The organism is Sphingobacterium griseoflavum, assembly GCF_014653155.1.
GTDB lineage: Bacteria > Bacteroidota > Bacteroidia > Sphingobacteriales > Sphingobacteriaceae > Sphingobacterium > Sphingobacterium griseoflavum.
Genome location: NZ_BNAF01000019.1, coordinates 12,135 through 26,995, shown reverse-complemented (window position 1 = coordinate 26,995; position 14,861 = coordinate 12,135). Strand labels below are relative to the sequence as shown.

The 14,861-nt window shown below is 42.8% G+C and carries 15 protein-coding genes; 8 read left to right on the top strand and 7 right to left on the bottom strand.

Translation table 11 applies throughout. From position 1 onward, the window contains the following. The first annotated feature begins 42 nt into the window (after positions 1 to 42). Both yiaA and IE165_RS18040 read left to right on the top strand, forming a co-directional pair. Complete coding sequence (gene yiaA, locus IE165_RS18045; RefSeq protein ID WP_189628054.1) at positions 43 to 510, top strand: inner membrane protein YiaA; 468 nt, start codon at positions 43 to 45, stop codon at positions 508 to 510. A gap of 315 nt (positions 511 to 825) precedes the next feature. Then, complete coding sequence (locus tag IE165_RS18040) at positions 826 to 2,103, top strand: ATP-binding protein (protein WP_189628053.1); 1,278 nt, start codon at positions 826 to 828, stop codon at positions 2,101 to 2,103. Between the two features lie 105 nt (positions 2,104 to 2,208). Here the strand turns inward: IE165_RS18040 and IE165_RS18035 are convergent, their stop codons facing one another. Then, positions 2,209 to 2,679, bottom strand: coding sequence for a hypothetical protein (locus IE165_RS18035; RefSeq protein ID WP_189628052.1), 471 nt, complete (start codon positions 2,677 to 2,679; stop codon positions 2,209 to 2,211). A gap of 207 nt (positions 2,680 to 2,886) precedes the next feature. Here IE165_RS18035 and IE165_RS18030 point away from each other — a divergent pair, with 207 nt between their 5' ends. From IE165_RS18030 to IE165_RS18010, 5 genes are all read left to right on the top strand, one after another. Next, the gene (locus IE165_RS18030) at positions 2,887 to 3,420 is read left to right on the top strand and encodes a hypothetical protein (protein WP_189628051.1); all 534 of its coding nucleotides are present in this window, start codon (positions 2,887 to 2,889) and stop codon (positions 3,418 to 3,420) included. A gap of 145 nt (positions 3,421 to 3,565) precedes the next feature. Next, a complete protein-coding gene (locus IE165_RS18025) occupies positions 3,566 to 3,826 on the top strand; it encodes a hypothetical protein (protein ID WP_189628050.1) in 261 nt (86 codons plus the stop codon). Positions 3,827 to 4,525: 699 nt separating this feature from the next. Further along, positions 4,526 to 4,735, top strand: coding sequence for a hypothetical protein (locus IE165_RS18020; protein ID WP_189628049.1), 210 nt, complete (start codon positions 4,526 to 4,528; stop codon positions 4,733 to 4,735). Between the two features lie 104 nt (positions 4,736 to 4,839). Continuing rightward, positions 4,840 to 5,970 carry a Gfo/Idh/MocA family protein gene (locus IE165_RS18015; protein WP_189628048.1) on the top strand — a complete coding sequence of 377 codons (1,131 nt, stop codon included), beginning with the start codon at positions 4,840 to 4,842 and terminating at the stop codon, positions 5,968 to 5,970. A 437-nt stretch (positions 5,971 to 6,407) separates the two neighbouring features. After that, entirely contained in the window at positions 6,408 to 6,836 is a 429-nt protein-coding gene (locus tag IE165_RS18010; RefSeq protein WP_189628047.1) for a nuclear transport factor 2 family protein, read from the top strand. Between the two features lie 91 nt (positions 6,837 to 6,927). Here IE165_RS18010 and IE165_RS18005 read toward each other — a convergent pair whose 3' ends face one another. The 5 genes from IE165_RS18005 to IE165_RS17985 form a co-directional block, all read right to left on the bottom strand. Further along, a complete protein-coding gene (locus IE165_RS18005; RefSeq protein WP_189628046.1) occupies positions 6,928 to 7,575 on the bottom strand; it encodes a type 2 periplasmic-binding domain-containing protein in 648 nt (215 codons plus the stop codon). 143 nt (positions 7,576 to 7,718) lie between these two features. Beyond that, positions 7,719 to 8,513 (bottom strand): GLPGLI family protein, encoded by a 795-nt coding sequence (locus tag IE165_RS18000; protein WP_229826644.1) that lies wholly within the window; start codon positions 8,511 to 8,513, stop codon positions 7,719 to 7,721. 6 nt (positions 8,514 to 8,519) lie between these two features. Then, complete coding sequence (locus IE165_RS17995) at positions 8,520 to 11,240, bottom strand: outer membrane beta-barrel protein (RefSeq protein WP_229826643.1); 2,721 nt, start codon at positions 11,238 to 11,240, stop codon at positions 8,520 to 8,522. A 297-nt stretch (positions 11,241 to 11,537) separates the two neighbouring features. After that, the gene (gene metA / locus IE165_RS17990; protein ID WP_189628045.1) at positions 11,538 to 12,482 is read right to left on the bottom strand and encodes a homoserine O-acetyltransferase MetA; all 945 of its coding nucleotides are present in this window, start codon (positions 12,480 to 12,482) and stop codon (positions 11,538 to 11,540) included. Positions 12,483 to 12,599: 117 nt separating this feature from the next. Then, positions 12,600 to 12,872 carry a hypothetical protein gene (locus IE165_RS17985; RefSeq protein WP_189628044.1) on the bottom strand — a complete coding sequence of 91 codons (273 nt, stop codon included), beginning with the start codon at positions 12,870 to 12,872 and terminating at the stop codon, positions 12,600 to 12,602. Positions 12,873 to 13,155: 283 nt separating this feature from the next. Between IE165_RS17985 and IE165_RS17980 the strand changes: the two genes are divergently transcribed. After that, complete coding sequence (locus IE165_RS17980) at positions 13,156 to 14,301, top strand: BamA/TamA family outer membrane protein (protein ID WP_229826642.1); 1,146 nt, start codon at positions 13,156 to 13,158, stop codon at positions 14,299 to 14,301. Between the two features lie 40 nt (positions 14,302 to 14,341). On the opposite strand, the gene IE165_RS17975 is transcribed toward IE165_RS17980, so the two are convergent. Continuing rightward, on the bottom strand, positions 14,342 to 14,851 hold the full coding sequence (locus IE165_RS17975) for a GNAT family N-acetyltransferase (RefSeq protein WP_189628042.1): 510 nt from the start codon (positions 14,849 to 14,851) through the stop codon (positions 14,342 to 14,344). Between the last annotated feature and the right edge of the window lie 10 nt (positions 14,852 to 14,861).

Genomic DNA, 14,861 nt, shown 5'->3' with positions numbered 1-14,861 from the left:
CCGCCTACATTTGCTTTCATATTAATCATTAAACAAAAAAATATGGAACCGCTACAACAAAAAAAAGAAGAACAGTCGCCTATCGTGAAACAAGACGACAAGGCAAGAAATCCGTTTAAACCAACAGCAGCATTTATCGGTGCATCTTGGTTTGCCTTACTAACAGGAACAGTTGGCTATTGCATTGGCTTATGGAACGCTACCATGGAGCTCAATGAAAAGGGATACTATTTCACTATATTATTATTCGGTCTATTTGCCGTCATATCCGTGCAAAAAAGTGTACGAGACAGGGCTGAGGGATTAGCAGTGACCGATCTTTACTATGGCTTGAGTTGGTTTGCGACAATTGCAGCCATGATTTTGCTCACCGTTGGACTTTGGAATGCCGATCTTCTGCTGAGTGAGAAAGGCTTTTATGCGCTAGCATTCTGCCTCAGTATATTCTCGGCTATTGCTGTCCAAAAAAATACTCGTGACGCAAAATTGTTCGAGGATAAAGAGCTGTAACGTAGCGGTTGCCTACCCTGCAGTAACTTGCTTGCAAGCCTGCGGGGTAATGGGCAACGCTTACGCTTTAGCCTTTTTTTGAGGGGTGGTATGTAATGGCTTATGAAACCTTGATGCGCATCCTAGAAAAACAAAGGGCGACATGCAGAAAGGAGACACCACAATGCTAACCTCGGAGTCCGCAAAGCACGCTAACGCGTTGACACCAGCGTGATAAATCAACCAAAACCATGTGCTACAAATTCTCGTAGATTTTCGAGATATACTCGCTAACATAAAGTATTTCGCTAACTTCGTGGCTATACGTCGAGACCAATGAAGAACAATACCAACATTACGAACGCAAGCATAGAATCAGCAGGACTACCCAAAGACTACAAAAATGCTATTGCCGAATATATTTGGAATGGTTTTGATGCGAAAGCCAGCCGCGTGGATATCCGGTACGAAAGCAATGCGCTGGGCTACGTGCATTGCATTAGTTTTACGGACGATGGCGAGGGCATCCAGCATGAAACATTGCAACAATCTTTTGGCAATTTCTTGGATTCTATGAAACGAAACTCTTTGAAAAGGAGTTCGTACACCCGCGGACGCAAGGGAAAGGGAAGGTTTTCTTTTTCCGTTTTTTCGACACGCGCCACTTGGAAAACGAGATATCGTACTGCAGACCAACAGCTTCGCGCATACGAAATCATTATCGATAGAGATCAAAAGGAGCGCTTTGAAGACTCTTTTATCGTAGACGCATCCCCTGCTGCAACGGGCACTACTGTATTGTTGGAAGGTATATTTGGGTTGACAGAACAGCATTTATCCGCGGCGGACTTTTTGGATTTCCTTGCTCAGGAATTTGGATGGTTTTTATTTTTAAATACCCAGCAGGGCTTCCAAATCACATTAAACGGTGAGCCGATTAGCTATGCACAGTTAATCCGTGAAGAAGAAATGGTGAACTGGGTCATATCCGACGAAACGCAGAATACCTACGAATTTCAGATAAAATTTATAGGATGGTGGTCAAACATAGGCGATCGCTACTACTACTATTTTCTGAATAGCCACAAGATGGAAGTCGCAAAAGAGTTGACCAGTTTTAACAATAATGCTATCCAATTCCATCACAGCGTTTATATCGAATCTTCATTTTTCAACCATTTCGAGCAGGAATCTGTGGCCAACAGCCAGAAACACAATCTTTTCAGCACTGTCCAACAACACATCGTGTTTAAAAAACTGATGGGGGATCTTCGGATTTTTTTGGAGCGCAAGCAACAGAAATTTGTACAGCACCATGTCGCAGAGGAGATGATTTTGAACCTAGCTGGCAAAAATGTGCTTCCTAAATATAGCGCTAGCGAACAGGATCAGGCTAGAAAAACCGACATATTGACGATATTAAAGATACTTTGTATTGCAGAACCTAGAGTGTTTGCAGGCATGAAAGCTGACTATCTACGAGCATACCTAGGTTTTATCGACCTGCTTTTGCAAACGGACAAAAAACACCAGATCATCGCGGTGATACAACAAACTTTGCCCCTAGGTGAGAACGAGCAAAAGCAGCTAGCACAGGCGCTCTCATATAGCTAAATAACGGACACGGAGCGCCCATCGGGTTTTAAAGACCAAACCTCCCAACCTGCTACTGTTCATCACGAACAAACTATAATTATCTGCAGGCATAGCCCTAATGACTTAAGGAATCCAAACCTCCGACAACGTGCTGGTATCAACCCAAATATAGGGTCTATCTAGCACTTGCTCAGGAAGAACCTTGTTGTGAATAAGCTTTTCTTTTGGATTCTCGTCTGCTAAGTACAACCGCTCATCGGGCACGATCAACGTGCTGAAGATGGCATCTTGTTCTGTCATGGATATATCGCTACACAATAGATTTACAGCGTGCTGCTGGAATAAGGAAAGGGCTTCCGTCTTCGTGAGCTGCAAAAGATTTGCGGCAGTCGCATCATAGGAATCCAACGCTTCCTGTGCACGATCAGGAAATTTCTGTTTCAAATATCCTTCATAAAGTGTCCTATCGTTTGCCCGTAACGCATCATTTCGGATAATGACGCGCTCAGGATGCACTTCAAAACTGAAATCATCCGAATCTTCCAAAAATCCATAATGCAAATTATACTTATCCAATCGCTTAATGAGCTCCATAACTTTATTTCTCTTGCTAATAAAAAAAACTGGTTATACACAACCACTGCCTTGCCTTCAGCATAGCCTGCTAAATCATTACGGACATTTTTCCAATCCGTCTTTCCTTATAGAACAGGTATTTCAATTTTTTCGTTTTGAAAATTTCAACTAATGGTTGGCATGCCTTTTGAAAGTAGTTATTAGTTATTTAAAACCCAAATCTCGATGATAAAGCCTATTTACAAAACCCTACTGCCCATTTGTTTCATGGCTCTTTTTTTGTCCGTAAGCTTAAGGACATTCGCCCAAAATGACGAGCAACGCTTCAAGATAGAGCTTAGCATAAGCGCTGCTGGCAAGACCGCAAAGACGCTGCTAAACTCTTCATCGATTAGCTTCTCCAGACAGGATACCTATAATTCCGTAGACAGCATGCAAAAAAAATCTGCGGAGATACAGGGAAGCAATACCGCGCCCCAGCTGCCGCATGATATCTATCTCAGCGCAGATGCCAGCAGCATTAGCACCGCAGTTATGGAAATTTTGGCGACGCATACGTCAGTATTTTCGGGATCTATCATCGTAACCGATGCTTATAACCAATCCAAAGTAAAACATATACAATTTTCTGACGCCCGACTTAGTGGATTCACGGACCAAGTATCTTCCTACGGATATAATGGCAAGCCTGGAAGCGTTGCATTTTCTTTCATTTGCAAAACGCTTGCGGTTGATGGCATCCCGATTAGCTCGAAATAATTATCCAGAAACACGTTTATTGTAAATTTTAAAAACTAAATAGCCCCCTCAATCGTATTCCTACCGGATGCTAAGACATCCAGCCTACTGGCGGGCCGCAACCATGATCGTGTAAAAATTTAAATTACCTCTACTGTAAATTAAAATGGAATTCCAGCACCTCGTTAATGATCCGTATAAGGGAATACGTTTTCGTATCCACATCGATAATACCGATTTCATAATCCGTTTGCTGAAAGCAGATATTACGAAAGAAAGTAAAGAGATTAAAATTTTAATGGATGGTATACCTAAAACTTTACGCCGAAACGAATACGGTCAATGGGATATATTGGAAGATCCCGATAACAACCGCCACTTCGGGCAGGCCGTTTGGAATTGTATATGCTTACGTTATCGTATCTGATGTCTCTCAACATCTGCTGTCCGTTTTTCTATACTCATATAGTAACTTTCATGCGTGTATATCTGCCAATGCGAACCTTAGATGACAGCCCATGAAAAACAGCTACACACCAGCTTGCGATTCGGTAGAATTAGGGGTCTAACCAGTAAAAGACTGCATTAAAAATCATACAGCAAGCACAAATAATGCATATTTATGCATTTTAGTTTATAAAGCATAGAATTTGGCATACATATTGCTAAACTACGGATAGGTTAATAATTGGTTTGGTAACCCCTCACGCCGCCCGGTAGTGGGGGGTTCCGTTTTTAAGTAAAGTCTCATGGACAGCGGCCGATGCAAACGCGACAAATTTCGCGCGATAGCGCAGCTCTAAAGCAGGCCGTGTTGCTATATGCTTAACACGATTTCATAGTTCGATCTACTTTAAGAATGCTAAACCAGTAGCTTTCGACATCTCTGCACAAAGAAAAACATTCAAACAGATGATGAAATAAAAAAATAAACTGTAACCAACACCATAAAACTATATACACGAAAGTTTTACCACAATCCACAAAGCACAAGGCAGCAGCACTAGCCCTCACAAGATAATAAAGAATTTTAAAATAATTAAAACGAAAATAATTTACAAATGTTGTTTATATAGTAAGTAACGCATAGTCGCTATGCATGGTGTTAAATATAAACTTTTTTATTATGGACGGTCAAGAAAAAAAAATCGACGAGAAAAACAAAAACGTATTAAATACGGAGAATGAAAAATTAGAAAAAGAAAAAAAACAGGAGGAACAGTCCGAGCAAGGTAGCGGCGGGTTAGACTATATTCCTCCAGTGCCTGAGCCAGCGAGCGAATCGACAAGACAACATAACGATCCCATTCGACATAGAGGTCCAAGCACGCTGTAAAAACAAGGCAAAAGGCTCGTACACATACGGGCCTTTTGCTTTAACTTCTTTCCTTAGTGAAAACCAACAGGCCTATATATTGTTTATTTACTAAACATCTTCTTATGAAAAAATCCCGTCGACAATTTATCCAGTCGCTGACATTCGCGACCGCAGCATTTCCGGCTTTAAGCCGTTGGACGTCTGCCCTGCCAAACCTTGAAATCCCTGCAAGGACTACAAATAATAAAAAAATTTTAAGGGTCGCCCTTATGGGGCTAGGCGGTTATGCAGAACGGGTCGCGGAAGCTATGCAGCAGTGCGAAAGGGCAAAAGTGGCCGGGCTTATAAGTGGCACCCCAGAAAAATTAGTCAAATGGGGTCAGAAGTATAATATCCCTGAATCGAGCCGCTATAACTACGACAATTTTGATGCGATAAAAGACAACCCCGATATTGATGCTATTTATGTCATCACGCCAAACGCCCTTCACCACGACCAAGTGATACGTTCTGCACGAGCCGGAAAGCATGTAATCTGCGAGAAACCACTAGCCATCTCTGCTAAAGAGGGCCAGGAAATGCTGGACGCCTGCAACAATGCAGGTGTCAAATTGCTGGTGGGCTATAGAATGCGATTTGAGCCAAACACGCTGGAGGTTGTGCGCTTACGAAATGCAGGAGCTTTTGGGCGGCTAAAGTTTTTTCAGGGTCAATGTGGATTTGTTGCTGGAGATCCCAAGCAATGGCGACTAAATAAGGCACTTGCAGGTGGCGGGTCGCTTATGGACATCGGCATTTATGCGATTAACGGAGCTCGTTATATGCTGGGAGAGGATCCTGTATGGGTGTCGGCGCAGGAAACGAAGACTGATCCAGTAAAATTCAAGGAAGGGGTAGACGAGACGATCCAATTCGAGCTAGGTTTCCCCAGTGGAGCTGTGGCCTCCTGTCTGTCCTCCTATAATATCAGCCATTTAGACCGCTTTTTTCTGACCGGTGAAAAAGGTTTTGCAGAAATGTGGCCATCCACAGGTTATGGACCTATTAAAGGCCGAACACACCAAGGAGATCTAGGGAAACCACATACCGTACATCAACGTACACAAATGGATGAGATGGCCGCTATTATTTTCGACAATAACACACCTACCCTGCCGGTAGATGGTTTGACGGCATTGCAAGATCTGCAAATTATTGAGGCTATCTATAGATCATGTGCTTCAGGTAAGCGAGAACCTATCAAACTGTCCTAAGGGCATAAACCGCAAGCGAAATGGTAACCAGACTATTTCGCTTGTTAGCTGACTCATATACTTTTACTCCTTTATGCTGTGCCTCTGATCATGATGACACTGCTTAAAAGAAGGTTGTCCAGGCTGCATGGTAATTCACCGCACCTAGTTATCTTGCAAGAGCAAGCCGCAAATGCTACCTACGTGCAGCTACAACAAGCCATGTACGAAATAGAACATTTCAAGACAATCGATTGAATTTCAATAAAACATTTACCGACCGATTTGCTGTGTTTACCGAGAAAAGTACCCTGTTGATCTAAATCATATATAAAAAATTCCATACCGAAAGTATTTTTGTTTTATCAAATCAGGACGTGATGTTGTAGGACAATTGTGGGAAGATGTTTGATAAGATGACGTTTACAAAACATAAACACAGAAAAAACCCTATGACCATGACCATAAAAGTCGCTACTTTTTTAACCGCTGTACTATTGTGTGGCACACAGCATAGTTTCGCATCTGGAGGCCCGACCAATCCGCTGAAGGTACATGGATCAGTTCATATTATCAGCACCTATCTGGAAGCCATCACCTTAGGATCAACAGACCTGAATCAATTTCTTTTTGCTGATGATTTTGAATACCGGAACTCAGCGAATAACAACAAGTGCAATAAAAAGGAATATAGCAAGCATTTAAAAGCCAACGAAGGCGTTAAATATGATTGCACAACAACATACGATATTTTGGATGAGACGCGGCAAGCATGTATAGCTAAAGCCACGATGCAATTCAGCAACTTTACCCGCGTAGACTATGTTACGCTAAATCGAACCGATGACGGTTGGAAGGTCAGTAAAGTTGTTACGACATACCCATAGAGCTGGGTATTTGTTTCAATGTTTAGTTTAGTCAAAGAGCCTGCAGCCCTGCAGGTCTCTTTGTTTTATGTTTGGCCTTGTTTTCAGACACCTACAAGTTCTCGAAAAAGTGACCAAGCAACCAAACGAAAACCTGCTCCTCCGAGCCATAACGCTCCACCAGTCTCGCCCACGTTTTCCCGCCAAACGCTATGTCATTACCCATACTATCTTCATAGCGCCGCTTATCGACTCCTTCATTTCGAACAGATGCCTGCTTCGCACCGCTGCTGAACTGGAGCGTACCATTCAGGCTTTTGCGGACACGTATTTCCATGCCATTCCCTTGTTCATGAATATGCTGGTGACCAAAAATGTCTTCGCCCCGCTCAAATTTATAGCCATTATTATCTTCGATTATCACGTGATCAAAAATGTCTATCCGGTATTTGGCCACATAGCCGTCCATCCTTCGATTTTGACGGATCAGATCTATAAAAAGATCAAGCCGTTGTTTTTTGTCCCGGAGCAGTCCAGCGAGTTCGCGCATGATATATTTTTTTTCAAATGTCACTGTATTGTTCCTGTTGTCCGTATAAATCAGATCATCGAAGATATTATTTTGCAGATTAGCGCTGTAACGGCCATCCGCAGCGCGATAATTCAGGTTACCAAAAATATCTGTATCTATTTCTCGATGTTGAGCTAATACTGACAAACTCATCAATAGAAATGGGAAGAAGAAAGCAATTTTGTTCATGGCGATTCTTTAATAATTAGATCACGCATACGGCGTTAAGGTTTAGGCGGGAAACATAAAAAAGGCACGCTAGACGGTGTGTCGATGTCTAGCGCGCCTCCGTAGGGATAAAGCAGGCTCAAGCTACTTGCTATCCGCCAGCCTTAGAGCGTACCTAGCTTCATGATATAGTCAACAGTCTCTTTATTCAACCAATCTTTCAAGGTACTGGAAAACTGACTCACCATCTGTTCCCGAGACATCACTTTCGCTTTTTTTGCATCGAATACTTTCTTATCAAGAACAACATCGGAAGACAGCTCTACTTTACTCGCAAAATACGAAACGTGTTGACTCGGCACTACCAAACCAAGAATAAGCCCAGGCAAACCACTGATTGACTCCGGCCCCCCGCTTACCGGCATTTCTGTACTGTAGTAGGCCACCACATAAACGGAATCGGGTGTTATACCATTTGCCCTTCGACAACTGTAACCCGCAATCTCCCGGTATTCGTCGGTGATACGCCATTTTACTTTTTTAATTGTATCTTGGATAATAACCTTCTCTCCCATCAAGTCGTTGTACCGTTTATAATCTTTTGTTTTTAAATTGGATAAAGTAACCGCGTCGAAATCTAGCGCGAACATCATAATTAGTTGCTGCGTCATCTGGTCCAGATCTACCTTTTGGGGTTCGAATAATGTTTCCGTATCATTAAATTTCAGTGTCTTTTTCAAGACTACCTGCTGCGGAATTTTAGGTAACATACTCTGGAATTGACCTCGGGAACGATCGTCCGCTTTGTCGATGAACTGTTTGGACACGATATTTTTCATGTACATGGTCTTATCATAGGTAACGGTTCCCGATTTGGCGAACATCGTATACTGAGCCTGCGCGACATGTATGCCCAACGACAGGAAAAAGAGGAGTAAATATTTTTTAAGTTTCATCATGACTCGTTATTTAACAAACATTTTAGCAAAATCCCAAGATACCTTCAGCATGTAATAACGACGGATGGTATCGAAACGTCGCTGTGTGAAGACCGAATTAACAGCCGAGCGACTGAAACCGCGGTTTTGGTTCAAGACGTCATTGATCATAAAATCCACGACCAAAGACTCGTTCTTCAAGAATTTTTTGCTCACGCCCGGGTGTACCAAAAATTGCTCGAACTTTTGATCGAACGCCTGCGTAGGTGCTTCATAAAGATAATTGTAATTGGTGTAAACCTTGAAAGTTTTCGTAATGAAATACTCCACACTGCCGTCCGAACCCAACACAAATCCATTGCTATTGATATCGGGTTGCAAGCTGGATTTCATAAGACGATACTGCGGACTTAAATTCACATTGAAATTAAGCCCGGTCTTGGTATCACGGATGACATTGTAGGTGAAAGTATAGTTCGTGCTGTTAACTTTGTTCAGCTCACTATTTACAAAATTGTAGTTTTCCGTTAACCCGATAGACAATTGTGGGGAGTTGGCCAAGCCCAAATCTTTATTGAGCTTAAAGTAATGACCTAGCCAAGCACTGGCATTCGTATTCGTCTTCCCGTTGACATTACTCCATTCATAGATATTGATCGTATCCCGAACAGCAATATTCTGCGTAATGGGATCCTTTTGAAAGGTTACGTTTCCGCCCACATAGAAGTAGCTTCCCGTCAAAAGCTTAAATGTGTTGTATCCCAAATTGATGGAATTGCTAAATGAAGGGCTTAAATTTTCATTACCTATATATTGGTTTAGCGGATCGCTATTGTCCAGGATCGGTTGAATCTGACTTAACGACGGCAGCTGGTTACGTCCGCTGTAATTGAACCATAGCACTTTGCTTTTCGTGAAGGAGAAACTTCCGTTCAGGGATGGATTGTAGGTAAAAAATGTCCGGGACAATTCTTCATTGGAATAATTGTTATACTGATTCAGCCGATCGTTATTCAAGCTGTTGCTTAGATTTGCGCGGAACTTCTCTGTAGTATAGTTCAACGCGACCTTATAGTTGCTGCTCAAGCGATCAAAATCGTAATTATTACTAAACTTAAGGTCTAGCTCGTCGTAAGCTCCGGAAGCGGATTTATTAAAAGACTCGACCAAAGAGGCATTTTTATTCCGCTCTATCCCTCCTCCTAACGATAGGTTAAATGCTTTGGACAATGGTTCGGTATAGGTCAAGGAAGCCCGTTGATTCTCCGACGTTTGCAATCTGTTTTTAACTTGATCGGTGATTGTTCTTGTGTTTTGAGACAAATAATTGACATCGCTGTATAAACTGCCCCCGCCTTGGCTCTCATCCCGGCTTACCTGTCCATTGAATGTCAATGAACGCCCCTTTTTCATAAACTTGTGTGTGTACAAGGCATTTAACAAGAAAGACGACAGATCAGACTCATTGAGTTCGGTACTTGAGTTTTCCACCGTTGGGGCAAGGTCTTGATTAAATTGGCGAGAATTTATGACATTCGTTGTGCGAAGGTTCTTCTTCGTAGCATTTCCGGCAATCGTCAGGCTATTCAACGAGTCTAGATTCAAGTCATACTTCAGGTTCACTCGATGTTGATCATTTTTCGTGTCTACATCTTTGAGGGTGTAGTTGTTAATTATACCATTGGTAGTTGTCTCCTCCTGTCCGTCGCTTGCGATACGGCCATATTTATAATTTATGTTCACTTTATGCTTATCTTCCTTGAAGCGGTCTGCGAAGGTAACGCCCGTATTGATGGCATTGGGTACACCGATGACCCCCTGTCCAGAAAATGGATCCTGTACATTGGTGAACCACGTGCTACCGTCGTCGCCATAACTAACACCGCTATCCCCACCAAACTTCTCTGCATCTTCCCGACCAAGGCTTGTCGTCGCATTATTGCCGAACAGGCTGTAGGCGGAAATCTTCTGACTGCCCTTAAATTTATTTATCATCAACTGCCCCATGTAAAAGTCGTCCGTTCCACCGCCCAATAGCGCCTTCCCAAAAAGGCCATTCTTGGCATCTTCTTTTAGCTTGACATTGATTGTCTGTTCGCGTTGCCCATCATCGACACCGGTACGCTCAGACTGTTCCGATTTCTTTTCATACACCTGCACTTTATCTACCATATCCGAACGTATATTGCGCGTAACCAACGTTGGATCGTCACCGAAAAACTCTTCCCCATCCACCAGTACGCGTTTCACCGTTTTTCCTTGTGCCGTAATATTTCCAGCAGCATCAACGGTAATTCCAGGGAGAACCTTCAGCAAATCTTCCACCTTTGCATTCTTCTCCACGGTAAAGCTTCCCGCATCGTACTCGGTGGTATCGCCAATGATCTTAATAGGTATACGCCCCGTAACCACGACTTCTTCCAGCAGCTGTGCTGTGTTGGTTAGGCCGATAGCGAAATCATCATATCGTTTTTGAGAAAGGATCTCCGTATAGAAGTCGCCATATTTGGGATAGCTGGCAATCAATAAATAAGATCCGGTATTGGGTTGATTCATCGAGAAATTTCCAGACGCATCCGTATAAGTAAAGTCCACAAGAATAGAATCTTTCGACGTAATCAACATAAGCGTTGCGTTTGCTAACTTTTGGTTATCGTTAACATCGGTTACTTTTCCCGAAAGCTTGGTTTGGGCCTGCAGCGAGAAACTCAGCATGCATAATAGCAGGAAGACAATATGTCTCATCATAGGGTAAACATTCAATTTATATAATTCACAATCGAACGTATATGTCGAGGTTGAGAGCCGTTTGTTACAACTTTAGGAAAATAAAAGTGAATTTCTCTTTAGGGCTTTTGCAGATGAAGGCAATCAGCAGGAAACTAGCGACACCAAGACGATTTCAGTTTGCAGCACGAGTAGATAATCAAATTTTGGGCAAAAGATTTGTACGAGTCAGAAAATGTCCCGGCGACGATATGAAAGCCATAAAGCGACAAACAATACAAGAGCACAACGTTGGGCCTAGCAGGCTAAAAAAGGTTATCAACTGTTGTTTTTGATATCTCCCAAAAGTGGCACTTCATTCAAATCAAAAGGTGTTTCCTGATATACAAAATAGTTGAGCCAATTGTTGAAAAGCAGATTCGCATGTCCTGTCCAGCGTACAATCGGCGCATTTTTTGGATTATTATCCGCGTAATAATGGTGCGGAACATCGATATCCAAACCCTTTTCTAGATCTCTTGTATATTCGTCGTGTAGAGTAAGGGGGGCATATTCCGAATGGCCTGTCAGATAAAACTCTCTTCCACCACGTGAAGATAAGATCGCAATACCTGCTTCTTCTGATTCGGAAAGTATAGTAAGTGCATCGTTTGTTAAAAGATTCTCCTTCAAAATGGTAGTGTGCCGACTGTGTGGAATATAGAACTCGTCGTCAAACCCACGGAACAATGGGTTTTTCTTATCTGTTGCGTGGTGTTTAAATACGCCAAAAAGCTTATCGTCCAAAGGCACCTTCTTGACACCATGAAAGTGGTAGAGCGCAGCCTGCGAGGCCCAACAGATATAAAGGGTCGAGGTGACATGCGTCTTGGCCCAGTCAAAAATCTGTGTAATTTCGTTCCAGTAGCTGACCTCTTCGAATTTCATCATCTCCACTGGTGCGCCCGTTATGATCATGCCATCGTAGAAGTTATCCTGAATATCGCGAAACCCTTTATAAAATGCCTCTAAATGCTCCTGCGGCGTATTTTTCGGCGTATGGGTTTCCAAGCGCAAAAACTCGACTTCTACTTGCAATGGCGTATTGGATAGCAAGCGCACAAAGTCAGTCTCAGTCGATATTTTCAACGGCATCAAGTTGAGAATCAGCATGCGCATGGCACGAATATCCTGGGCGTTGGCGCGCAGGTCGGTCATCACAAAAATATTCTCCTTTTTTAAAAGCTCTATGGCCGGTAAATTATCAGGGATTTTGACAGGCATATCTTCTTTTTCTACTCGATTTAGGCAAAAATAGAAAGAATATTATAATTCCTGCATGTTGATCATTACTTTCTGACTTTACTCCCATAAATCTCTTCTTGCATCACAATCGATTTATCATTCTCCCAATTCATCTGCTAAAACTAGGCGACAGAACTTCATTAATGGACTGTCTTCATCAACGATCGCTATTGGCCGCTCTTCGTCGTGCGATATAAAACTTGGATGTTCTGCATCGTCGGGTCTCGAGACGCGGATATCTGGCATGTTCTCTCCCGCCTTGTCGATGTCTGTGATGACGAAACTTTGCGCATCTTTATCTTTGATGTCATACTGAAATAACATTTCTTCACCAGAATTTGTATAGACTACTTGCGATTTTCTTTCCATATCATACTGCGTTTGTAGTGCGAACAATTAAGTGAACTCCTTCGTTCACGGGTAAAGATAATCTTTTTGAAAGCGACATTACGGCAGCACGGTAGTATTCGACTTTTTACCCGTCGGAGTACGTTCGCCACGCTATCATGTAGAGAAAAGCATGCTACATGAAGTAAAAAAAAATGACTTTTGATATTGATTGGTCAAAAAATAAAAAAATACGATCTCCATACTCATATTGTTCCTTGATATGTTTACTTTTATGCTTAACTTGTCTATTAGAAGGTTACTGATGCTCAATCGTTATATTCTTTATACATACTTCATTGTTTTGTTGTTCTGCAATAATTCGATCAACGCTCAAAGTTTAAAAAACGGATGGGTTTGGCGCTATATCAATTCGGTGCTTCATGATACCACTGCTGCGGAACAATCAACATTAACGATTTATCCCACCTTTGCTTCTGCTCCCGAGACCGGTGTGGAGCTGGGCGCTTCTATATTGAAACTTTCCTATGCAAAGGGAGACACCTTAAATAGATTAAGTGAATTGCAGGCGTTCACATTTTTCACCTTTAAGGGGCAGTACGGGCTTGTTTTGGATAATGCGGTCTATGGAGATCAAGATGAATGGTTTTTTCTGGGCGAAACGAAGATACAGCAATTTCCACTATCTTATTATGGTATCGGGCCGGCGACGGGTGCAGACCATCCAGCGCGTGTAGACGCCTTCCAAGTTTTGTTCAAACAACGTGTACTCCGCAAAATAAGAAATAATCTTTTTGCAGGCCCAGAGGTGGACTATCAATTGCTCTCGGGTGTCAAATTCGAACAACCGGCAAATGCCTCGCCTTATCCTATTCCTACGGGCGGCGAAGGAACAAAAAATCTAGGGATAGGTGCCGGCATGGTATACGATAATCGCCATAATGTGTTGAATGTGCGCGAAGGACTTTTCGGGGAGCTTGCCTATCTAAAGACGTTTCGGGGATTTTTGAGCGACCATTCATTTGGTACGGTCAATATGGAAGTAAGATCTTTCCATCCCCTTGGTAAAAACAAGGTCCTTGCTTGGCAATTACGCGGTCAATTCGTACATGGGGATGTTCCATTTAATCAGTTGGCCCTTTTGGGCGGAGATCGTTTGATGCGCGGCTACTATCTTGGTCGTTACCGCGATCGCAATCTCCTCGCCGCGCAGGCAGAATACCGCATATTGCCATTTGCCTTCAGCAAAAGACTTGGCGCCGCAGCCTTTGCCTCTGCTGGTGCGGTATCACCTACTTGGAGTGGTTTTCAAGCTCGCCACCTCCGTGTCGCGGGTGGAATGGGTATACGTTATTTGCTCTTCCCCAAGAAAGATATCTACCTCCGCTTCGATGTGGGATTTACCAAGGAGGGTGCCAATTTCTATATCTTTAATGGAGAAGCTTTTTAACTAAAGGCGATACATGGCTCGTTCTATCGTGCAGAATGAGTCAATGTACAATAACTTTCTCAAATGCCTGACGCGCACTGCCACGGAAATACACTTCGCCGCAATACTGGTAACCTTCACGTTCAAATATTCGAAGCATCGCTTGGTTATCGAAGTTCGTATCGGCTTTTATACTATAGATACCGTGTTTTAGCGCATATTGCTCGATAAAAGCAAGCATATGCTTGGCCAGTCCGCGACCTAAATTCTTCCCATCGATAGCCACACGGTGGAAGACTACAAATTCGTCGTCTGTCAACCATTTACCTTCGATCGCTGCATAGGCAGGCTCATTACTTATCAATAATGCTGTGTAGCCAATGATCGTATCGTCTTCAAGCATGACGAAGCCATGGCCCAATGCTATATCGTTAGCAATCACGGAAGGATTCGGGTACCCGTCCTGCCACTGTTCACTGCCATCAGCCTTTCTCCGCGCAATGGCATCTTCCAAAATTGACCAAATTTGACCAAGATCGGCAATCGTTGCTTTTCTAAACGTATATTCCATAACTATACGA